The 22124-nt window shown below is 30.1% G+C and carries 18 protein-coding genes and 2 pseudogenes; 9 read left to right on the forward strand and 11 right to left on the reverse strand.

Features of this window, described 5'->3' with window-relative positions:
• Positions 1 to 123 precede the first annotated feature (123 nt).
• The 3 genes from recU (at position 124) to HZY82_RS01035 (ending at position 5681) form a co-directional block, all read left to right on the forward strand.
• Positions 124 to 702: a Holliday junction resolvase RecU gene (recU, locus tag HZY82_RS01025; RefSeq protein ID WP_135156997.1), complete on the forward strand. Its 579-nt coding sequence runs from the start codon at positions 124 to 126 to the stop codon at positions 700 to 702.
• Entirely contained in the window at positions 702 to 3119 is a 2418-nt protein-coding gene (locus HZY82_RS01030; RefSeq protein WP_135156995.1) for a transglycosylase domain-containing protein, read from the forward strand. Before recU ends, HZY82_RS01030 begins: the two co-directional genes overlap by 1 nt.
• A gap of 96 nt (positions 3120 to 3215) precedes the next feature.
• On the forward strand, positions 3216 to 5681 hold the full coding sequence (locus HZY82_RS01035) for a transglycosylase domain-containing protein (RefSeq protein WP_135156993.1): 2466 nt from the start codon (positions 3216 to 3218) through the stop codon (positions 5679 to 5681).
• Positions 5682 to 5722: 41 nt separating this feature from the next.
• On the opposite strand, the gene pepF is transcribed toward HZY82_RS01035, so the two are convergent.
• The 7 genes and pseudogenes from pepF to galE form a co-directional block, all read right to left on the reverse strand.
• A complete protein-coding gene (gene pepF, locus HZY82_RS01040) occupies positions 5723 to 7534 on the reverse strand; it encodes an oligoendopeptidase F (protein WP_179938419.1) in 1812 nt (603 codons plus the stop codon).
• Positions 7535 to 7647: 113 nt separating this feature from the next.
• A complete protein-coding gene (rpsR, locus tag HZY82_RS01045) occupies positions 7648 to 7896 on the reverse strand; it encodes a 30S ribosomal protein S18 (protein WP_135156989.1) in 249 nt (82 codons plus the stop codon).
• A gap of 18 nt (positions 7897 to 7914) precedes the next feature.
• Complete coding sequence (gene ssb, locus HZY82_RS01050) at positions 7915 to 8457, reverse strand: single-stranded DNA-binding protein (protein ID WP_135156987.1); 543 nt, start codon at positions 8455 to 8457, stop codon at positions 7915 to 7917.
• Positions 8458 to 8472: 15 nt separating this feature from the next.
• On the reverse strand, positions 8473 to 8760 hold the full coding sequence (rpsF, locus tag HZY82_RS01055; RefSeq protein WP_135156985.1) for a 30S ribosomal protein S6: 288 nt from the start codon (positions 8758 to 8760) through the stop codon (positions 8473 to 8475).
• Between the two features lie 155 nt (positions 8761 to 8915).
• Complete coding sequence (locus HZY82_RS01060) at positions 8916 to 9752, reverse strand: ABC transporter permease (RefSeq protein WP_135156983.1); 837 nt, start codon at positions 9750 to 9752, stop codon at positions 8916 to 8918.
• A gap of 1 nt (position 9753) precedes the next feature.
• Positions 9754 to 11073, reverse strand: coding sequence for an ABC transporter ATP-binding protein (locus tag HZY82_RS01065; protein WP_135156981.1), 1320 nt, complete (start codon positions 11071 to 11073; stop codon positions 9754 to 9756).
• A 329-nt stretch (positions 11074 to 11402) separates the two neighbouring features.
• A pseudogene (gene galE, locus HZY82_RS01070) lies at positions 11403 to 12428 on the reverse strand (UDP-glucose 4-epimerase GalE).
• A 337-nt stretch (positions 12429 to 12765) separates the two neighbouring features.
• Between galE and HZY82_RS01075 the strand changes: the two are divergent.
• Positions 12766 to 13077, forward strand: a complete 312-nt coding sequence (locus tag HZY82_RS01075) for a DUF1904 family protein (protein ID WP_135156978.1) — start codon at positions 12766 to 12768, stop codon at positions 13075 to 13077.
• Between the two features lie 34 nt (positions 13078 to 13111).
• On the opposite strand, the gene HZY82_RS01080 is transcribed toward HZY82_RS01075, so the two are convergent.
• Entirely contained in the window at positions 13112 to 13756 is a 645-nt protein-coding gene (locus HZY82_RS01080) for a VTT domain-containing protein (RefSeq protein ID WP_135156976.1), read from the reverse strand.
• Positions 13757 to 13810: 54 nt separating this feature from the next.
• Positions 13811 to 17479 (reverse strand): UvrD-helicase domain-containing protein, encoded by a 3669-nt coding sequence (locus HZY82_RS01085; RefSeq protein ID WP_135156974.1) that lies wholly within the window; start codon positions 17477 to 17479, stop codon positions 13811 to 13813.
• A gap of 162 nt (positions 17480 to 17641) precedes the next feature.
• Here HZY82_RS01085 and HZY82_RS01090 point away from each other — a divergent pair, with 162 nt between their 5' ends.
• The 3 genes from HZY82_RS01090 (at position 17642) to HZY82_RS01100 (ending at position 19742) form a co-directional block, all read left to right on the forward strand.
• Positions 17642 to 18958 carry a GntP family permease gene (locus HZY82_RS01090; protein WP_135156972.1) on the forward strand — a complete coding sequence of 439 codons (1317 nt, stop codon included), beginning with the start codon at positions 17642 to 17644 and terminating at the stop codon, positions 18956 to 18958.
• Positions 18959 to 19027: 69 nt separating this feature from the next.
• Positions 19028 to 19366 carry a hypothetical protein gene (locus HZY82_RS01095; RefSeq protein WP_135156970.1) on the forward strand — a complete coding sequence of 113 codons (339 nt, stop codon included), beginning with the start codon at positions 19028 to 19030 and terminating at the stop codon, positions 19364 to 19366.
• Complete coding sequence (locus tag HZY82_RS01100) at positions 19359 to 19742, forward strand: NUDIX hydrolase (protein ID WP_135156968.1); 384 nt, start codon at positions 19359 to 19361, stop codon at positions 19740 to 19742. Before HZY82_RS01095 ends, HZY82_RS01100 begins: the two co-directional genes overlap by 8 nt.
• A 17-nt stretch (positions 19743 to 19759) precedes the next feature.
• Here HZY82_RS01100 and HZY82_RS01105 read toward each other — a convergent pair whose 3' ends face one another.
• A complete protein-coding gene (locus HZY82_RS01105) occupies positions 19760 to 20614 on the reverse strand; it encodes a VOC family protein (RefSeq protein WP_135156966.1) in 855 nt (284 codons plus the stop codon).
• A gap of 202 nt (positions 20615 to 20816) precedes the next feature.
• On the opposite strand from HZY82_RS01105, the gene HZY82_RS01110 reads away from it, so the two are divergent.
• Together HZY82_RS01110 and HZY82_RS06715 are read left to right on the forward strand one after the other, a co-directional pair.
• On the forward strand, positions 20817 to 21551 hold the full coding sequence (locus tag HZY82_RS01110; RefSeq protein WP_228098200.1) for a cation diffusion facilitator family transporter: 735 nt from the start codon (positions 20817 to 20819) through the stop codon (positions 21549 to 21551).
• Positions 21536 to 21676, forward strand: a complete 141-nt coding sequence (locus HZY82_RS06715) for a hypothetical protein (protein WP_228099044.1) — start codon at positions 21536 to 21538, stop codon at positions 21674 to 21676. The genes HZY82_RS01110 and HZY82_RS06715 overlap by 16 nt, the downstream gene beginning before the upstream one ends.
• Positions 21677 to 21697: 21 nt before the next feature.
• Here the strand turns inward: HZY82_RS06715 and HZY82_RS01115 are convergent.
• Positions 21698 to 22124, reverse strand: a pseudogene (locus HZY82_RS01115) (hypothetical protein); the annotation flags it as partial.

Raw genomic sequence — 22124 nt, forward strand, 5'->3', positions numbered from 1 at the left:
TTATCTCCGTTCAACAATAAATTTATATTCTAGTATATAGCATTTATTAAAAAAATAAAATTATATGAGTTTATTTTATAGTAAATATATAGTATAATTAAGTAAAAAATTGTGGGAGTTCTTATGGTTAATTATCCTAATGGAAAAAATAATTTTTCTCAAAAAACTAACTATGCTGGCCGCGGTATGCAATTAGAGTCAGATATAAACTTTGCAAATAAATATTATCTTAGGAATGACATTGCTATAATCCACAAAAAACCTATACCCATACAAGTCGTAGAAGTTGATTATCCTAATAGACAAAGCTCTATGATAAAAAAAGCCTACTACCAAACTCCATCAACTACTGATTACAATGGACTTTGGAATGGAAAATACATAGATTTTGAGGCAAAGGAAACATCTTCTGATACTTCATTTTCTTTGTCTAATATACATGACCATCAGATTGAACACATGATTAATGTCTACAAACATGGTGGTATTTCTTTTGTTGTTGTTAGGTTTAAGAAAATTGATAGAACATTTGTTATGTGTATCAAAAATGTATTCTATTATTACAATAGATCCAAAAATGGTGGTCGAAAATCAATTTCCTTAAAAGAATTTGAAAATACCGCTTTTGAACTTGAGTTCAATTATAAAGTAAGATTAGATTATCTTAAAATAATTAAAGAAAATGAGAGAGAGTTTTTGTAATGCTTAATATATTATTAAAATTTTTCAAAGCACTTAGTGCTTTTATATTTTTCTCTATTACTGTTGCCGGTTTTGTAGTTGCTGGTTACTTATTTAGAGAATTTTCTAAAGTTCCTGAAATTACCGAAGAGAAGCTTGTAGATAACCTTACATCTCACATCTACGATAAAAATGGTAATATTATAGCTACCTTAGGTAATGAAAGAAGGGAATTTGTATCTAGCCAAGATATTCCACAAAATATTAAAGATGCTGTACTTTCTATAGAAGATGCGAGATTTTATACACATATAGGGATAGATCCTAAGCGTATCGTAAAAGCTTTACTAGTTAATACTGCTGCTGGGAACACATTAGAAGGAGGTTCTACCATCACACAACAAGTTGTAAAAAGATCCTTACTAAGTTCTCAGAAATCTTATGAAAGAAAAATTCAAGAAGCTTTTCTTTCATTACAATTAGAAAAAAAATATAGTAAAGAAGATATATTAGAAATGTATTTAAATAAAATCTTCTATTCTGATAATCAATATGGTATTAAATCTGCGGCAAAATATTTCTATGATAAAGAGCTTAAGGATTTAACAATTTCTCAAGTAGCTTTACTTGCAGGTATCCCTCAGCAACCCGTCGGTTATAACCCATATGATAATCCAGAAGCTGCTAAAGAAAGAAGAAATACTGTTCTTTACGCTATGTATAATAATGGTAAAATTTCTAAAAAAGAATATGATGATGGTGTAAATACACCTATTGAAGATGGTTTAGTCAACAAAGAAAATTCTGATCGTAAACTAAACAACCTTAAAAATCCTAAATACTCAGCCTATATTGATTTTGTAGAAAAAGAAGTTAGATCTTTACCAGAATTCGCTGGTGAGAACGATCCATTCTCTTTAGGATTACAAGTACATACTAACATAAACGAAGAATTACAAGAATCTATCCAAAATATGTTAGACAATGAAACTTATCCTATGATAGCTCACGATACTCAAACTGCAATTGTTGTATTAAACACTAAAAATGGTTTAGTTGAGGCAATAGGTGGTGGTAAAAATTATACATATAGTGGATTTAATTTCGCCGTTGATTCTAAACTTCAACCAGCATCTGCTATTAAGCCAATTTTAGACTACGCTCCTGGTATTGAATACTTCAACTGGGATTCAGAAACAATGTTTGCTGATACACCTTATTCTGCTGATGGTTATAGTTCTTATATCTATAACTGGGATAGAATTTTCCGTGGTTATGTTCCTATGAGAAGAGCTTTAGCGCAATCTTATAACGTACCTGCCGTTAGAGCATGGGATGCTGTTGGTTTTGAACGTGCTAAACATTTTGCTGGAAAATTAGGAATTAATGTTACATCTCAAAATCCGACTACAGCCATAGGTGGTAGTGAAGATACTGTCTCACCTGTTCAAATGGCTGCTGCTTTTGCAGCATTTGGAAATGAAGGAAAATATAATAAAGCATCTGCAATCGTTAAAATTCAGGATGTTGCTGGTAATGATATTCATATAAATAGAGAATCTAGACAAGCTATGAATCCTTCTACTGCCTTTATTATAACAGATATGCTTAAAGATGTTATAACACCACAAGGTACTTCAGAAGAAGCATATGTTCCCGGATTGGATATGGCTGCTAAATCAGGTTCATCTACCTTCGACTATTACCAAGCAATTAGTTTAGGTATCGACCCTGATAATGATACAAAAGATTCATGGATGGTTGGTTATACAACTGATTATACTGTTTCTATTTGGCAAGGTCCTGATATCATTGATTCATATTTAAAAGCATTGAAATTTAATCAAGCTAAAACTACTCAGCGAATTCTTGCACATATTATGACTTTAGCTCATAAAGACAAGAGTCCAGAACCATTCAAAAAGCCTGATACTGTAGAACAAATTAATGGTGTATATTATGCTACAGATAGAAATACAGAAACTGATTCAATGTATGCAGGAGAAGCACAAGACGCTACTGTTCAAGCTAAAGCCTCTGAAGATAGCCGTGCTGCTCGTGCTGCATCAAGAGTAATGTACGCTGCTACTGCAGCAAGGACTTCTAACTCTATTATGACAAATAATAATTCAGCTACTAATGCAGCAGTTGCTAACACGGCGGCGACAAACACAGCGACTAATATAGCTAGTAACACAGCTACGGCAAATGCAACAGCTAATTCGGCTACTTCAAATAGTAGAACTGCTGCTGTTAACAACACTGGAAGTAGACGTGCTACTGCCACAGCAACAAATACTAGAAGAACTGCTACGGCTACGGCAACAAATACCAATAGAACTGCTACTGCCACAGCAACAAATACTAGAAGAACTACTGCGACTACGGCAACTAGAAATACGACTAGAAATACCGGAACAGCAAGAACAAATAGATAAAAGTAAGAGTAATTACTCTTACTTTTTTTATTATTTTTTAATAATATGATATAATAGACTGTATATAACTATATAATATGAAAGGTATGTATACTTATGAATACAGAAGAAAAAAAGAAAAAAGGCATAAGAAAATATTTTTCTATTAAATATATCTTTTTATATTTAATTTTCATTTCCACTCTTATCATTGGAGTTGGTATAGGATTCTTTGGACATTTAGTAAAAGGACAAAAAGTTTTAACAGCAAATGATATGGAAGTAGAATTTAATAATATAAGTAAAAACAGTGAAGTTTACTTCGCTAATGCTACTAAAGCCTCTACAATTAATTCTGAATTAATCAGAAAAGTTATTCCCTTATCTTCAATGGGGGATAATATTAAAAAAGCAATTATCGCAAGTGAAGATGCTACATTTTATTCTAACAATGGAATTGACCTTTCAGCTACACTTAGAGCAACATACAGCGAGTTATCTGGTAACTCTGTCTCAGGTGGATCTACACTTACACAACAACTAGTAAAAAACCAATTATTAGATAATTCTCGTTCTTATGAAAGAAAAGCAAAAGAAATTCTTCTTGCTACTAAAACAAATAAATATTTTACAAAAGATGAAATTCTTGAAAAATATTTAAATATGGCTCCTTTTGGGAAGAATAAATTAGGACAAAATATAAATGGTATTGAAACAGCTGCACTTGGTGTTTTTGGTCTTAATGCTAAAGATCTTAATGTCGCACAAGCTGCATATCTTGCTGGTTTTGTTCAATCTCCTTTTAGATATACTCCCTTCGATTCTTCTGGAAACCTAAGAAGTGATGAAGTAATTAATGATGGACTAAACAGACAAAAATATGTTCTAGATAGAATGCTTGCTGAAAATTATATTACAAAAGATGAATATAATATTGCCTTAAGTTTTGATATTAAGTCATCTTTCCTTACTGAAATGAAAAATGAATATATTGAATATCCATATATTTCTAGTGACGTCACTAACGAAGCTACTCGAATCTTCGCTGAAGATATTGCAATTAAAGAAAATTCCGTAACTAAATTTAATAACGATGCCGAATATAAAGCTAGTGTGATGGAAAGAGCAAAAATCAAATTTTTAACTGGTGGTTATAAGGTTACAACAACAATTGATAAAGACTTATATGATACACTTGAAAAAGCTAAAAATTCTTATACTGGCTTTACAACTCAAGCTGGAAAGCAAATGGAAATAGGTGCCTCTATAATTGAAAATAGCACTGGTAAAATATTAGCTTTCATTGGTGGTCGCTCCTTCGACGATCAGCAATTAAATCATGCAAGCCAAACTTATAGATCTCCTGGCTCTACTATTAAACCAATACTAGTATTCGGACCAGCAATGGATAAAGGATATATCACACCAAAATCTAATGTATTAGACAAACGTTTCAACTATTATGGTTGGAAACCAGAAAATTTCTCAAAAACTGAGAAAGGTATGATGGCAGCAGAAGATGCTCTTGCTATGTCTCTTAACCTACCTACTATTAGATTGTACTCTGCATTTTATGAAGAAAATCCTATGAAAGATTACTTAATTAAAATGAATTTTGATGGATTGACAGAGGATGACCAGCAAAATCTAGCGGCTTCTATCGGTGGATTATCTGGAGGAATTACTGTTAATCAAAATACAGCTGCATTTGCTGCATTTGCAAATGGTGGTATCTATAAGCGTGCACATATAATCGAAGAAATTAGAGACTCTAATGATAATGTCATCTATACTCACTCTGATCCTGGAACTAGAGTATACTCTGAAGATACATCTTATATGATGGTTAAAATGCTAAATAAAGTACTTTCTTCTTCTGGTAATGCTGAAGATATAGCTAGAGCTTTAAAATTTGATAAATCAAATGTTTTCGCTAAAACTGGTACTTCTGAATATGCCCATGATTTATGGACTATTGGTGGGACTACTAATATTACACTGGGGCTTTGGACAGGTTTCGACCAACCACAAACAGTCAATGGTGTTTTTCACGCACATACACAATGGGCTTATTTCATGAACGCTATTTACGACCATGACCCTAATTTAGTAGCTGCATCTAAGGAATTTACACAACCTAGCACAATTAGACATATGTCTATCAATCCTATGAATAATGCCCCAGGGTCTAGAAGTGATATTGTTCCTACTTCTTTCGTTCAACTTGATAATGCTAAAATGCAGAGAAAATTTGGATCAAACCTTGATAGATCAGCTATAAATATATCACCAATTGAGCAAACAACAACAAGAAATACTACTAATAATATTGTAGCAACAACACATACTGAAAGACTAGTAACTACTACTAGACCTACAGTTGTCATTACAAGTTCAGCTCCTAGCACAACTACTAGATCAGCTACTGCAGTTACTGCAGTTACTTCAGTAACTACAGCTACTTCTAGAGCTCCACAAGTAACATTTCCAGCTTCAACTAATAGACAGCAAATAAGTCAACCTACGGCTCCTCCTAGAAGTAGTACTGCTCCTACTCAACAAGTTAGAACTACTTCTAGATAAAATAAAAGACTTCGTAAAATATTTACGAAGTCTTTTATTTTTTATTTTTCAAAATATGCTTTTTCAAATCTATCGATTTTCCTGTCAAATTCATCAATTGCTCTTTCAATAGCTTCTGATTTAGACATATCAACTCCAGCTTTTTTAAGAACCTCTATTGGATAGTTTGAGTTACCTTTAGATAAAAACTCATCTATATATACCCTAGCATTCTTCTCATCTTCTAAAATAAGACTTGACAGTGCTTGAGCGGCTGAAAACCCAGTAGCATACTGATATACATAATAATTATAGTAGAAATGAGGAACTCTAGACCACTCGTATTTAATTTCATCTTCAATATGGTCAAAAGCATCACCGTGGTATAACTTAACTAATTCTAAATACTTCTCGTTTAAGAAATCAGCAGTTAATACCCCCCCTTTTTGAATTGTTTGATGCATCATATGCTCGAATTCAGCAAACATTACTTGGCGATATAAAGTTCCTACATAACCAATTAATTCTTGGTTAAGAACTTCTAACATTCCTGCTTTGTTACCTTCTTTTTCAAACTTATTATATAAGTAATGAGCTAATAAGGCTTCATTACATGTAGATGCAACTTCTGCTACAAAGATTGAATAACTACCATAAGTTTGAGGTTGATTTTTTCTTGTATAATAAGAGTGCATAGAATGCCCTAATTCATGAATCAGTGTAAATACATCATTTAAAGTCCCATTATAATTCATTAAGATATATGGATTAGTATAATATCCCCCAGATGAGTAGGCTCCAGAACGCTTACCTTTATTTGCTTGTACATCAATCCATCTCTCATCAAAAGCTTTCTTCATATCATTTACATATTCTTCACCCATTGGTGCTACTGCAGCTAAAACTAAATCTTTTGCTTCTTCGAATGTAAATTTAGGAGGTTCTGCATCAACCATTGATTCACCACGATCATATAATCTAAAATCATCTGTTTTTTGAACCCTCTTTTGTAAATGGTAATATTTATGTAATACCTTCAAGTTATTATTAACACTCTCTACTAAATTATCATACACTTCCTCCGGAATATAGTTTCCTGATAAGGCTTGATGTCTACTTGATTTATATTTATGTGTATCAGCGTAATATTTGTTAGCTTTTAATGCCCCTGAGATTGTAGAAGCTAAAGTATTTATGTGAGCTTGATAAAACTTGTAGGTAGCAAAAAAAGTATTTTTGCGTAGTACCCTATCCTTACTTTCCATGTATAAACCATAAGTCCCAAAGTTTAAGGGTAAAACATTTCCATCTTTATCTTCAACCGTTCCAAAATCAACATCAGTATTGTTTAAAGCTGAGAAGGTTTCGCTAGATGCTGATAAAGCACTTCCTGCCATAGAAATAATTTTTTCTAATTCCGCATCTAGTGTGTGTGGACGCTTTTTATTAATCTTTTCAACATAAAATTTATATTGTCCTAATTCTTCTAATTCATCTAGATAAGTATTTAATAACCCTTCCTCTACTTCTAATAATTCGGGTGTTAAGAATGACCACTCTGTTGATGTTTTTACATATAAATCATAGGCCTTTGAGTACACTTCCTGATACTTAGCGTCACTCGTATCTTGATCATTTTTTAAATGAGCATAAACATACAAGTTTGATAATCTTGCTTCATATCTCTCAGACTCTTTTAATACTTCTAATAAGTCTTTAGACGATTTAGCCAATTTGTTTTGGTATTTAGAAATATTAGCAATATCTTCCTCTGCCTCATTAAATGATTTCCAGAAATCTTCATCAGTAGCAAAAATTTGCGTAAGATCCCAAGTATCTTCTAATTTCACATCTTTTCTTAATAATTCTGACATAATATGCTCCTTAATTGAATATTTATTTTATTATATCAAATTTTCCGATAAATTCCAATTATTTTTATTTAATTAAAAGAAGACCCGCATAGCAAGTCTTCTTTTAATTAATCTTATTTTTCGTCAACTACATATGGTAATAGAGCCATGTGACGTGCTCTTTTAATAGCAGTTGTTAACATTCTTTGGTACTTAGCTGAAGTCCCAGTTACACGACGTGGTAAAATTTTTCCACGCTCAGAAATAAATTTTTTCAGTAATTCTGTGTCTTTATAGTCAATTGTCTCAATGTTATTTTTTGTGAAATAACATACTTTTTTACGACGACGCATATTGTTACGACGGTTGTTAAATTGTGCCATTGAAATTCTCCTCCTAAATTAGTCTTTGAACGGATTTACTACATCCGCTAAGAAATCATCATCTAGATTCGACGGAAAATCTTCCCCGAAATCAGAGAATGATGAATTATCGTTCATAAAATCATGCATTGCTGCATTGTTATTTGACATATTGTTGTTATTGAAATTTGAAAAATTATTTTGTGGTGAGTTATTAAAACTCATCGAATCAAAGCCATTATCTTGGTTTCTATTCGTATTAGATCTAGATTCTAGATATTGAATATTATCAGCAACCACTTCCGTAGTATACACCATATTCCCATCTTTTCCCTGATAATTTCTTGTTTGAATTCTCCCAGTTACACCAATTAGGCTACCTTTAGAAAGAAATCTAGCCATATTTTCAGCTTGTTTTCTAAACACTACACAAGATATAAAATCAGCATTTCTCTGACCATTTTGATCAGTGAAAGTTCTATTTACAGCAACTGTAAAATATACCATTGGAAGATTCGAACTAGAATACCTTAGTTCAGGATCTCTCGTTAAACGTCCTACTAATACTACATTATTAATCAAGATATGTTACCTCTCTTATTTTTCTAATCTTACAACCATGTGACGGATAATATCAGCATTAATTTTTGCTAAACGATCAAATTCTTTTGTAGACGCATCAGTTGATGATGTTAATTCTACGATGTAGTAGAATGCATCTGAGAAGTCTTCAATTTCATATGCTAGTTGTTTTTTACCTAGCTCTTTAACTTCACCGATTTCTGCACCTTCTGAAAGAATATTTACGAATCTGTCAACTAAAGCTTTTTTAGCTTCTTCTTCAATACGTGGTTGAACAGCAAACATTACTTCATATTTTCTCATTATGTGTTACCTCCTTGTGGTCTCTACGACTCTCTATTTCTTAGAGAGTAAGGAGTAATAAAATTACTCTTTAGCAATTATACCAATTATTAATTTCTAATGCAATAAAAAAGAATAAGAATTAGAAATTTATTTCTAATTTTTATTCTTAATAACTAATCTAAATTGATATCTCTTCTTGCATTAATCCAATATGATATAGCCATAAATATAGTTGTGTATACTAGTGTCATAATTAATAGCTCATTGGCATTTAATTTAAAGGTCTCTTGTATATAGGACTTCGCTGTTATAGTATTAAAATAAGAACTTAATGACGCTATGTTTGTAAAAATATATTTTATGTATTCAAACTTTGGTTGTATTAATGATAATAATTGGTTGATTGCTTGTGCACCTAATACCATAACCATTACTACTATAACTGATAAAACTTGATTTTTAAAGACTATACAAATCAACATTACCAGCGAAATATAGAACATTGTAGTAAGAAACATCATTACAAAATCTATAGTCAAATGATCTGACAGCAATCTTGAATAATTTTCCTCCCCTAACCTAGTAGATAAAATTCCATTTAGATTCATAGCCTTACCATAAAAAACAAATTTCTTAAGCAATAGATCTACTACAAGACCTATTATACTAAAAGTAACAAAGTTAAATATCGCTATAAACACTTTTGAAGTTAGAATAGCTGATCTTGACTTTGGTTTTGAATATAAGAATTTAATTGTTCCCTTAGAATATTCTTGTGAAATATTATTAGCAAGCATTATCAATGTAAATATTAATGATAAAGATAAGACTCCTGACATAGCATTAATAAGTAAAGATGATGTTTCTTCTGCTGATAAATTTACAGATTTATCTCTACCCCATGTTTCAGCAATATTAGTAATAACCATGAAGGCTATAATCAATAGTAGATATATTTTTGTAGATATTTTTTTATGGTCCTTTATATACTCATTAATAAATAATCCCATTTTATAATCCCCCTTTTTTTGTTATTTCTAGGAATCTAGATTCCAGAGATTTTTTCTGAACATACAAGGTATCAATCTCAATACCATTATTTACCAAATTAGTTATTAAATTAGCCTTATTCCCTTTAGAAATATTTGGTAAAAGAATTTTCTCATCTTCCAATTCATACTTCACTCCTAACTCTTCGATTAATTTTACTGTTAGATAATCATCAGATGTAGTTAGTACTGTATTTACAACTTCACTAACAACTAAATTACCAATAGTCTCATCTGCTATTAGTCTCCCCTTTTCAATAACAAGTATTCTGTCAGCAACTTTTTCTATTTCATCTAGTAAGTGAGATGAAATTAAAATAGCTGTCCCTTGTGCTGCTATCTCTTTTAATTTATTACGAAAATCTTGAACTCCCTGTGGGTCTAATCCATTAACAGGTTCATCTAAAATCAAAAGTCTTGGTTCATGTAAAAGTGCTTGAGCTAATCCTAGCCTCTGTCTCATACCCAAAGAATAAGTTTTTACTTTTCTTTTAGCAACTTTTTCTAAACCTACAAAGTCTATAATTTCTTTAAGTCTAGCTTTAGATATTTTTTTACCACATAATCTTGCAATTTGTTTTAAGTTTGAATATCCTGATAAATAATTATAAAACTCTGGAGACTCGATCATAGAACCAACTTCTTTCAACATAGAAGTTTTACCAAAGCCTAACTCTTTCTCAAGACAATAAATATCACCTTTAGTAGCCTTTGTTAAACCTACTAGCATTTTCATAATACTCGTTTTACCAGCACCATTCGGTCCCAATAACCCCACTATCTCACCTGCATTAATTTCAAATGAAACATCGTCTACTATTTTTTTTCCGCCTATTTTTTTTGTTATCCCTAGAACTTCTAAGACTACATCATCGTAATGACCAAATCTTGGTTTTTCTTTATCATTATTTTCTTCAGTAGAGGATTTTTCGCCTGATAAAATTGCATTAGCTTGAGCTTCATGTTTTAATAATCTTTCATCAGAGAAAGTACTTTTTTCTTCTTTAATATTTTCTAAATTTTTTTCACTTCTTCTATATTCAACTTTATTTTCTTCAGCAGTATCTATATTTTTACTAGTATTTTCATCCTTTAATTCAGATGTAACTTCTAGATCTTTAATTTTTACCAAAGTCTCATCTGAATATAAATTTTTTACAGTCTCGTCTTCCTCAACCTGTTTTTTTATTTTAGCTAGCAAATCCATATATTCTTGTTCTTTCTCTTTTAATTTATTAGCTAATTCAACTTGGCTCTTTTCAATTTTTTCTCTATTTGTCATGTCGCTCACCTTCCTAAATATTTACTTAATTATAACACTTTCATCAAATTATCTCAATTTAAAATATAGATACACATCAATTACACTACATACCGCTACAGGCCATAGAAGTCTAAAATGTAGCATTTTAAAATTTCAATACCATAACAGACCACTACAAACACATAAACTCGTATATTTTTTCGTATTCAGCAGCTAAACAATAAATAATTCATTAATAAAATTTTAGTCTTAAAAACAAGTCTTTTTTGCCTTTCTTTTCCTAAAATAAAAAGAGAGCCTACAGCTCCCTTAAAATATACACTGACGCACTACTCATATTATTTTTTTTATAAGATGCTATCCCCTGCTTTTATTCTCCATTTATAGTCTGATAGTATAATCTCTTCTAATGAGTATTTAGTTTCCCAGCCTAAGATTTTTTTTACCTTGTCTGTTTTTGCTAATACTGATGCTGGATCTCCAGGTCTTCTGTCTACTATCTCTACTGGAATCTTCTTCTCTACTACTTTTTCTGCTACTGCAAATATTTCTTTTACAGAGTATCCTTTTTCTGTTCCTAGGTTAAAGATTTCTGAACTAGCTTTGTCACTAAAGATGTAATCAAATCCTGCCACATGGGCTGCTGCTAAGTCCAATACATGAATGTAGTCTCGGATACAAGAACCATCTGGAGTATCGTAGTCTTCTCCAAATATTTTAAGCATATCATTTTGTCCTAAGGCTGTTTTGTTAATATTTGGAATAATGTGAGTTGGTTGTTTAACTCTTAGTCCATTACTTGCATCCATAGCCGCTCCTGCAACGTTGAAGTAACGGAAGATTACATAATCAAATCCGTAGGCTTCTTTGAACCAGTGAATCATTCTTTCTCCCATATGTTTTGTTTCTGCATATGGGTTTACTGGTGCAACTTGAGTGTCTTCTGTTGCTGCTTCTGTACCACAGTTATTTCCGTATATTGATGCTGTTGATGAGAATAGAACTTTTTTAATTCCTTCTTCTTGCATTACACTTAGTACATTGTGCATTCCTGTTACGTTTGCGTCGAAGTACTTGATAGGATTTTCCATACTTTCTCCTACTTTGATTTCTCCTGCTCAGTGTAGAACTGCATCAATCCTGTTATTTCTAAAATAATTTCTTAATTCTTCTTTTTGATATACATCAAGTTTAGTGAACTTAGCCCTTGAGTCTACTGCTTCTCTTGCTCCTGATGCTAAATTATCTAATACATGCACATCATATCCTGCATCCAATAATGCCTTTACTGTGTGTGAACCGATATATCCTGCTCCACCTGTTACTAATACTGATTTTTTCATATTATTTTCCTCTCTATGATCTCTTAACATCTTTATATTTAGCAGCTATTATACAATATTCCTCTCTAAAAAATCAATATATTTTCTATTTTTTTAAATTATTAATTTTTTACCAAGCTTTTTCAAGATTTTTTATTTTATACTTTACTATACTCAGCTATATCTTCCTCTAATTCATCAGAAGTATATTAAAAAGATTTAAGTTTTAAAGTTCTCTCTTCATCCATTTTTAAAATATCTTCAATCTTGTTTAAAATAAATAACATAATTAAATTTGATAAGTTTTTATAATATTTTGATAAGACTCTATGAAATCATTTACATTTATGATATAATATGTAGAGAATAATTAATTAGGAGGTTTGTTATGCCTAGAGTTGTAACAAGAGGAATAAAAAAAGAAGATTTAAAAAAATTAAGTACTGAACTATTAGATACTATCGAAAAAATTATCGATAGACCTAAATCTGCTTTCACACTAGAAGCCTTAGAATCAACAAGTTATTTTGATGGGGAAGAAGCTCCTCTAGTTTATGTTGAGATTTCATGGAAAGCCAGACCAACAGAAGTTTGTAAAGAAGTAGCTGAAGCTATTACTCCTTTATTCAAATCAAAAGGTTACGAAAAAGTATTTATTTACTTTAAAGAGTTAGATTTAGAAAAAGAATTTGTACTATAAAATAAAAGCAAGTAGAATAAAATTCTACTTGCTTTTATTTTTTCAATTTAGATTTTGCAAACCCAATAATTAGTGGAATTAAACTTACAACTATAATTCCTAAAACTACTAGTGAGAAATTATCTTTAACAAATGGGATATTACCGAATAAGTAACCTGCCACTAAAAAAGTTAGACACCATGTGATTGCACCTGCTAGATTAAAAACTATAAATCTTTTATATTCCATATTTCCTGCACCAACTGTGAAAGGAACAATCGTTCTAATTATCGGGAAGAATCTTGCTAAAAATACTGATTTTCCACCATGTTTAGCAATAAACTTCTCTGCTTCTTCTATATTTTCATCTTTTACTATCTTCTTAAACCACTCTTTCGATTTTAAATAATCTGAGAAGTATTTTCCAATAAAATAATTACATCCGTCACCTAAGAAACCAGCAATTATACATAAGGCTACTAATAAAAAAATATTATTACCTGTAGCTGCCCATAAGGCTCCTGAAGCAAATAATAATGAATCTCCTGGTAAGAAGGGCATAATTACTACACCTGTTTCAATAAAGATAATTAAGAAAATTATCGCATACATCCACCAGGGACCATAAGTTGTCATTAATTCCCCTAGGTGATCATCTATATGTAAGATGAAATCTATTAAAAATTTTAACGTATCCATTTACTATCTCCTAAATTATAATGTTCTTATTATAGCATATCCAAAATTCAATGTCTATTGAATCTCAATTAGTCTGGCTAATACATAAGAATAAATATATTTTTTAACTACTATATCTTCTCCATAATATTTGTAAACAGCATCAGTATAGATATCTAACTGGGCTTTATGTCTTTCTTTCAAAATCTTTTCCCCATCCTTCTTTGTAACTCTGTCTGTCTTATAATCAATAATCACAAAGGTTTTATCATCAAGATTAAGCAATAAATCAATAACTCCCTGTAAGATTATCTTATCGTTTGAAGCTTCCTTACTTACACCACTATATATTTCAGAAGCCTTCTTCATACTAGTAAAGGCTAGCTCTGTATCAATTTTTTTAGAATTTTTAACTAAATCTATTACTTCTGAATTAATAAAGCTGGTAATTAAATCTATACTTTTATCATTATTTATAAGTCTATATTCCTCTTCTGTAAGGATTCTTTTTTCTTTTATATTTTGTAAATTACTATTAACTCTTTTTATATTAGATAAAAATGCATCTGTATCCTCTATTTTTTCTCCACTACTTATAGATTTCACTATTCTTTCAAATAATTTATGAATAGTATTACCTAATAATATAGCTTCTGCCACTCCTTTTTTAGACTTAACTTTAGAATACTTTTCAAATTCTTGAATCCTATCCTCATCATCTTGATTATTCTCCATAATATGAATTTCATTATATCTTTTCATATGAGAATAAGATGTTTTTATAGGATAACTTTCTTTTTCTATATACTTAGGGCCTAAATATTGCAATTGCTTTTCTACGAAATTTTCTTCAATCTTAAAATCATACTTATCTGACTTAACTTTATCCCCTTTTTCTTTAGCAATCTCATCTTCTTGACTTTCTTCAAGTTCAACTATGCTAACCCCTGATTCTGTTATATCTTCAACATCAAGTTTCTCATATTTCCTAAAAGCTTTTTGAAGTAAACTTGCTAGTGATTTTTCTGAGTTAGGCTCATCACTGTCTACTAATTCAAATTTTTTTGTTGTACAAATATACAAAGCCTTTTTGGCCCTTGTTAAAGCAACATAAAGATTTCTAATTTCTTCTTCAATAGATTTTTTTCTTATCAGTTTGGAATTTAAAATATAATTTCTATTTCTTCCAAAAGCATATTCTTGTCTATAGAACATACTTTCATCATATGCTAAGGCTAGTTCTGTTGTGAACAACAACTTATCCCTATCATCAAATCTAAAATCTCCATCAAGTCCAGTTAAAAATACATAATCATATTCTAAGCCTTTGGAATTATGTATAGTAGATATGATTACCGAATTTTCAGGACTACGTCTGGCACTTTCATATATTTTTTCTTTAGCAATTTCCCTTAATTCTGCAACACTATAAGCTAAATTAAAGTCTTCTTGACTTGTTTTCTTCAAAATAGTAAGAACATTTTCATAATAATCCATCTCTGAATTTTCTAGGTCACGACCTGCAAAATACTCATATAGATATTCACTTTGAACAACTTCTTTAACAACATCATAGGCCGTAGCATCTTCAGCAAACTTTATCCAATATTCTATTTTCTCTTTTACCTCTATAAATGCTTTTAAGTCTGTTGTTTTGAGTTTATCATATAGATGTCTACCCTCCACCTTACTTAATTCATATAAATCAGCATAAGATACGTTCAATATTGTTTTTAAAATCACTAATAAGCTAGCTTCTCTTGTTTTATTATCTAAAAAATTAAGTAGATTAAATAACATATTAAAAGCATAGGAATTTGTCAAACCTTCCTTTTCTCTGTAATAACTAGGAATTCCATATTTTGATAAAACATCACTATAAATTTTCATTTCCTTGCTAGTTCTTAATAATAAGGCACAATCAGAGTATCTAATACCCTTTTCTTGTAATCTCTTTATTTCTAAAGAAATTTTCTCTGCTAAGTTCTCTGCTGCTAAAGCTTTAACTTCTGTAGATTCTAAAGAAATTAACTTACTTGCTATAAACTCTTCCTTATCTTGATTTTTCCTTTTTGATTCTGGATAATATAAGGCTGAATCTTTATCATATGACACACCAGCAGCCCCATATCCCATCAATCTATTAAAAACGAAGTTAGAAGTTTTTAAAACATTTTCATAAGATCTATAGTTCTCCTTAAGTATAATATATATTCCATCTTTTCCACTACTGTCTTCAAACTCATAATCTTTATCAATATCGTATTTTTCGTCAGAAATAAAATCAACAATATTAGAATAAGATTGGTATTTTTCTTCAAAAAGATTGGGATTGGATCCTCTAAATCCATATATTGATTGCTTGACATCTCCTACCCTAAAATAACTACTCGAATCCGACTTTACCAAACCAAGAATATATTCCTGCAAATCATTATTATCTTGGTATTCATCTACATAAATTTCTTTAAATAATTTTTTATAATAAAGACTTGCTTCCGTATCCTTTCTCTTTCCATCTTCTACTTTTTCAAGAGCCTTAATAGCTAAATGACTTAAATCTGTAAAATCAAGGAATGAATCATTACGTTTAGCAAGTAAAAATTTATTGTCGACATCCAATAAAACATTTTTAAAAATTTCTACAAACTTATATTGTCTTGTTTTAAATTCAAAATATTCTTTAATCATTATCAACTTGGAGTATTCAATATTCTCTTCAAGTAATACTTCCATTTCTGTCTTAGCTTTAATTTTTTTCCTAGATTTACTAGTATCTTCTAACTCCTTACCAAAAATTACTAGTAAGTCTTCTGATGTATAAGAATAATTTTCTGCAAGTATATCTGTAATTAAATTTTTTAAAACTTCTTTATTTTCTAAAGTATCATCAAAAATAATTTCAGAATCCACTTTTTCTAAAAAATCTCTTCTACTTTCACTTAAATTAAAATCTACTCTCTTCTTTTCTCTAAAATTAGCTATCTTATTTAATTCATCACTAATTTTAATAGCTATCTCTTTATAATTATTTATCGATAGATCTTTCATATCTTTCAATATATTTGAATAATTTTTTGTTGATATATTAGAAAACAATTTTTCTTTTATATAAGTTTGATAATTAGGAATAGTCAACATCTTTTCATAAATTGCTTTAATAACGTCAACTATATTCTGTTTATTTAAAAAAATTTCAAATAAAAGATCTAATGATTTTTTATCTTTTATATATAACTCACTTAAAAGCTCTTCTACTGCTCTGTTCAAATATTTTCTTCTATCTTCTAAAATTCTAAAATTTGGGGATAGGTATCTAACTTTTCCATCAATTACTTCTTCTACTAAATAATAAAATTTCTTTAAGACATTTGCACAGAAAGCATCAATAGTAGTCACCTGTGCTTCAGCCATCAAAAGTCTTTGATTTTTTAATTTCATTTGTGACCACTCACTATTAATATCTATTAACTTAGTAGTCATCTTTTTTTCAATTCTCTCTAGCATCTCTTTTGATGCAGCCTTAGTAAAGGTTAATACTAAAACTTCATTAATATTCCAATCATCATTAACTATCTTTCTAGATATTCGCTCAGATAAAACTTCTGTTTTCCCTGATCCTGCTGCAGCTGCAACTAAAATATCCGTACCAGTAAGACTAATAGCCTGCCATTGTTTAGAACTAGGTGGATATTTAGCTGCTTTAGCTTGCTCATCCATAGCCATAATTTTTAATTTTTTCATAAATTTCTCCAAAATAATGTACTTACTCCTATTTTACCATATAATCATATCCTTAACTATGAATGTATAATAAAAAACTATACTCTATTAATAGAACCTCTTGACTTTAGAAAATAATACCAGTATTATGTTTGTATACAATATATTTAAAGGAGAATATCTATGTCTTTACTCGCTACGATAGGCATTATTATATCTATCATTCTTATAATCTATATGACCACAAAAGGGCTTCATATTGTAATCGCAGGTCCTCTAGCCGGTCTTATAGTAATACTTTCAAACAATATGAACATATTCGATTCTTTACTAGGAAAAGAAAAATCTTATATGTCTTCCCTAGCGGGATTTTTGATTAATAACTTTGCTATTTTCTTGCTAGGTTCTATACTTGCTGCTTATATGGAAAAAAGTGGTGCAACAGATCAGATTGCTAAATTTATTCTAGATAAAGTTGGAAAAGATTCTCCAATGAAAATCTTAATAGCAATTACGATCATTGCTTCTGTTTTGACTTACGGAGGAATTAGTATCTTTGTGGTAATCTTTGCTATTATTCCATTATCTAAACCTTTATTTAAAGAATTAAATATTTCTTGGGACTTATTTACTATTCCTGTATTTCTTGGGGCATCTACCTATACACTTACTATGCTTCCAGCAACACCATCAGTCCATAATACTATTCCAACTAAAGTACTTGGAACTAGTCTTACAGCTGCACCTTTACTAAGTATTGTTGGATCTATTGTTATCCTTATATTTGGACTATTTTATATGTCTTATGCTTTAAAAAAATCTTTGAATAATAATGAAACTTTTGATAATGAATTAGATGGTAACTTTAATAAATTTGACAACAGTAAAGAGCGCCCTAGTATATTATTAAGTATTTTACCCCTACTAACACTCGTTACTACTATCTTCCTATTTTCTAAAGTTAAAAACATTGCTATAATAGCACTTACTGTATCCATAATTTTATCTGCTGTAATTTTTACTAAATATATCGATTGCCATAAAAATACACTTAATAATGGAACAATTGCTTCTGTAATGCCGGCTTTCGCTACATCATCATCTGTTGCTTTTGGTTCTCTTCTAGCAGGTGCCGCTGGATTCGAAATTATCCGTAATTTTATTATGGGCTTATCTGATTCACCCTTAGTTGGTTTATCATTAACCACAGCTTTTCTAAGTGCAATTACTGGTTCTTCCTCTGGAGCTATCTCTATTATGATGACCAACTTCATTCCAAACTTTATGGGAATGGGATTAAATCCAGAATTATTACATAGACTAGTAGTAGTAGCCTCAGCTGCTCTTACTGTAGTTCCTCAATCTGGAGTTATGATTACATTTAATGCCTTGGCAGGACTAAGTATAAAACGTGGATTTAAGCATGCATTTATAATCGTAAATGTAGGGCACATACTAGCTCTTATTGTAATCTTAATCTTAGCAAATTTTATATACTAATAAAAAAGGCAGTTAAACTGCCTTTTTTTATGGTATAATATTTATAAAATAATTTTAGGAGAAAAATTCATGAAAATTTTAGAAAGAATCGCTTTGCTTCTTATATTTTTGGCCGCATACCTACTATTACCCCTACTTATACTTAACTATACTAACGATATAAGTCAAGCCGGATTAATAATACTTTTGGTTCTAACTTTTATTTCCTTCGCTATTAATATGCTAGTAACTTATTTCAAAGGAAAACATATTGAAGTTCCTATACTATCAGTTGTTACTGCAACAATTCTTTTTTACACATTTAATTCTAGTGCTGTAGTCCCCTTAATTTTAATTTTTCTTATGTCTTTCTTAGCTTATTATTTAGGATCTATATTTTCTATTAAAGAGAAAGATAGTGATGATTAAACACGTTTCTGGACTAATAAAAAAAGATAATAAATATCTTCTCGTAAAAAAGAAAAAAAATCCTAGTCACTTTATCCTTCCAGGAGGTAAGATCAATGAAGGGGAAAATTTAGAAACAGCACTTATTAGAGAATTAGAAGAAGAATTATCTATTGATGTATCTAGATCTCACTTGACTTTCTTCACAAAAATAGAAACTATCTCACAATTTGAAAATATGCCAATTACTTCTTATGTATTCTTAGTTGATTATATAGGTCCCATAAAGGTTGCAAATGAAATAGAGTCTTGCGATTGGATTGATATCCCTAATCATGACATTAATGAATTAGCAAAAGTGTTAGTAAAGTTAAAAAAAATAATAAAAATAAACTAGTAGATTTACATAACCTACTAGTTTATTTTATTATTTTGCAGTTCCATTCTAATTTGTATCCCATCAATATCTGTAACTATTAAAAGATCTTCATTTACATCTATAGATACTTCTGCATTCTTTAATCTTGAGAGTAAGTTTTCATAATCATTTCTATCTTTATATATTACTGTAAAATAAGCTAATCCTAAAGCAGCTTGATCTCTGGAAAGTAAATTTTTTCCAAGCCATTCATTTACAGCAAGGTGATGATGATAATTTCCAGATGCTAGCCATGATGCTGAAGGAATAGTAAATTTATCTCCCATTGCAAAAATTTCTTGATAAAACTTACTAGAATTTTTACTATCTCTAACTGATAAATGTATATGACCCATTTTTGTATCTACCGGTAACTCATAATCTTCTATTTTCTTACCTTGAGCATATAAAGAATTAGCATCTAGTTCCTCTGTTACTCCTACTATTTTACCATCTTCACGAATATCCCACTCTGATATATCTTTGTCATAATAAATTTCTATACCATTCCCTTCCAAATCTTCCAAATAAAGTGCTTGACTATAACCATGATCAGATCCACCAATTAATGGAATTTTATTATCAATAAAATGTTTAAAAATATTAGCAAAATCTACTTCATTGGGTAGAAGTAAAGCAAAATGATATAAGCCATAACTTGCTTTACTATCTTTTTCTGATTTTATTTCTAATAATTTCAATAAACTCCTTTTGCTTGTTCCTAATACAATTTCATTATTAGTAGAACTTAAGATTTTTAAACCTAATATTTTCTGATAATATCTACTTTGAGCCTTGATATCCCTAACATTTAGCGCTACTTGTCCTATTTCAAATTCTGAATTGTACATAATTTATTTCTCCTTTTAGTTGTAATTTTTTTTACTACAACTTATTTTATCAATAATCATAAATAAATTCCATTAAATGGCTTTCTACTAATTATATTAGGAAAATATTTCAATATGTATACTATAGTAAGTAAACTAATATTTTAATGTATTTATTAGTGAGGTTATATGCACATATCAACTAATTTTCATTATTCAAAGCATGTTACTAAATCTAAAAAACATCTATATTTCTTTAACATTAACATTAGCTTTCGCCTTACTAGAGTTTATAGGAGGTATACTTTCTAATTCACTTGCCCTAATAGGGGATTCGTTTCATATGCTATCTGATGTTCTAGCCCTAGGAGGCGCTGCTATTGCTATTTATTTTTCTAGCAAGAAACCAACAAAAAATTTTACTTTTGGCTATTTAAGACTAGAAATCATTACGGCTTTTGTAAATGGTCTTCTCCTGTTAGCCATATCTTTTTATATTTTAATAGAAGCTGCTATTAGAATTTTTAATCCTAGGGATATAGATTTTAAATCCATGTTTTTAATCTCCCTAGTTGGTCTTATGTTTAATATCTTTATCACTTTTATTTTACATAATAGTCTAAAACATGAACATAACCTTAATGTCCAATCAGCTATTTGGCATTTTATTGGAGATTTACTAAACTCAATCGGTGTCATTATTTCATCTATAATTATTTATTTTACTGATTGGTTTATTGTTGATGCCATTATGTCAGCTATTATATCTATAATTCTTTTCAAGGGTGGATACAAGATTACTAAAAAAGCATTTTTAATTTTAATGGACCATACTAATTTAGATCTTGTCACTATTCAAAATGATATTTTGTCCCTAGATAAAGTTATAAGGTCCATGAATTTCATATTTGGCACACAAATGATGAGGAAACTAATGCAGCTATGCACATTTTATTAAATGACTATAGCGATGACATTGCTTACCAAGTTATTGAAAAAATAAACAGAATCCTAAAAGAAAAATATAGTATAGTTCATACATTTATAGTAATAGAAAACTTAAAGTATAATGAGCATAAATAAAGGATAGCCTTAGGCTATCCTTTATTTTTCATATTCATTCTCTACTACAACATCATGCTCTGTTGTCGATGATGCCTCTTCAGTTGCAGGAGCTTCTGTTGTTTCTTCAGACTTAGGAGCTTCTGTTGCCTCTTCAGTTACAGGAGCTTCTGTTGTTTTAGGAGCTTCTGTTGTTTTAGGAGCTTCTGTTGTTGTCTCTTCAGACTTAGGAGCTTCTGTTGTTGTTTCTTCAGACTTAGGAGCTTCTGTTGTTGTCTCTTCAGACTTAGGAGCTTCTGTTGTTGTTTCTTCAGACTTAGGAGCTTCTGTTGTTGTTTCTTCAGACTTAGGAGCTTCTGTTGTTGTCTCTTCAGACTTAGGAGCTTCTGTTGTTGTTTCTTCAGACTTAGGAGCTTCTGTTGTTGTTTCTTCAGACTTAGGAGCTTCTGTTGTCATTTCTTCAGACTTA

Source organism: Gemella sp. GL1, assembly GCF_013415365.1.
Classification (GTDB): domain Bacteria; phylum Bacillota; class Bacilli; order Staphylococcales; family Gemellaceae; genus Gemelliphila.

Bases quoted from the DNA above. Each gene is read 5' to 3' on its own strand.
- HZY82_RS01090 (WP_135156972.1), top strand. From the start codon at position 17,642: ATGTCTTTACTCGCTACGATAGGCATTATTATATCTATCATTCTTATA.
- HZY82_RS01085 (WP_135156974.1), bottom strand. From the start codon at position 17,479: ATGAAAAAATTAAAAATTATGGCTATGGATGAGCAAGCTAAAGCAGCT.
- rpsR (WP_135156989.1), bottom strand. From the start codon at position 7,896: ATGGCACAATTTAACAACCGTCGTAACAATATGCGTCGTCGTAAAAAA.
- pepF (WP_179938419.1), bottom strand. From the start codon at position 7,534: ATGTCAGAATTATTAAGAAAAGATGTGAAATTAGAAGATACTTGGGAT.
- HZY82_RS01100 (WP_135156968.1), top strand. From the start codon at position 19,359: ATGATTAAACACGTTTCTGGACTAATAAAAAAAGATAATAAATATCTT.
- HZY82_RS01065 (WP_135156981.1), bottom strand. From the start codon at position 11,073: ATGACAAATAGAGAAAAAATTGAAAAGAGCCAAGTTGAATTAGCTAAT.
- HZY82_RS01095 (WP_135156970.1), top strand. From the start codon at position 19,028: ATGAAAATTTTAGAAAGAATCGCTTTGCTTCTTATATTTTTGGCCGCA.
- recU (WP_135156997.1), top strand. From the start codon at position 124: ATGGTTAATTATCCTAATGGAAAAAATAATTTTTCTCAAAAAACTAAC.
- HZY82_RS01035 (WP_135156993.1), top strand. From the start codon at position 3,216: ATGAATACAGAAGAAAAAAAGAAAAAAGGCATAAGAAAATATTTTTCT.
- rpsF (WP_135156985.1), bottom strand. From the start codon at position 8,760: ATGAGAAAATATGAAGTAATGTTTGCTGTTCAACCACGTATTGAAGAA.
- HZY82_RS01080 (WP_135156976.1), bottom strand. From the start codon at position 13,756: ATGGATACGTTAAAATTTTTAATAGATTTCATCTTACATATAGATGAT.
- HZY82_RS01075 (WP_135156978.1), top strand. From the start codon at position 12,766: ATGCCTAGAGTTGTAACAAGAGGAATAAAAAAAGAAGATTTAAAAAAA.
- HZY82_RS01105 (WP_135156966.1), bottom strand. From the start codon at position 20,614: ATGTACAATTCAGAATTTGAAATAGGACAAGTAGCGCTAAATGTTAGG.
- HZY82_RS01030 (WP_135156995.1), top strand. From the start codon at position 702: ATGCTTAATATATTATTAAAATTTTTCAAAGCACTTAGTGCTTTTATA.
- HZY82_RS01110 (WP_228098200.1), top strand. From the start codon at position 20,817: ATGTTACTAAATCTAAAAAACATCTATATTTCTTTAACATTAACATTA.
- HZY82_RS06715 (WP_228099044.1), top strand. From the start codon at position 21,536: ATGCACATTTTATTAAATGACTATAGCGATGACATTGCTTACCAAGTT.
- HZY82_RS01060 (WP_135156983.1), bottom strand. From the start codon at position 9,752: ATGGGATTATTTATTAATGAGTATATAAAGGACCATAAAAAAATATCT.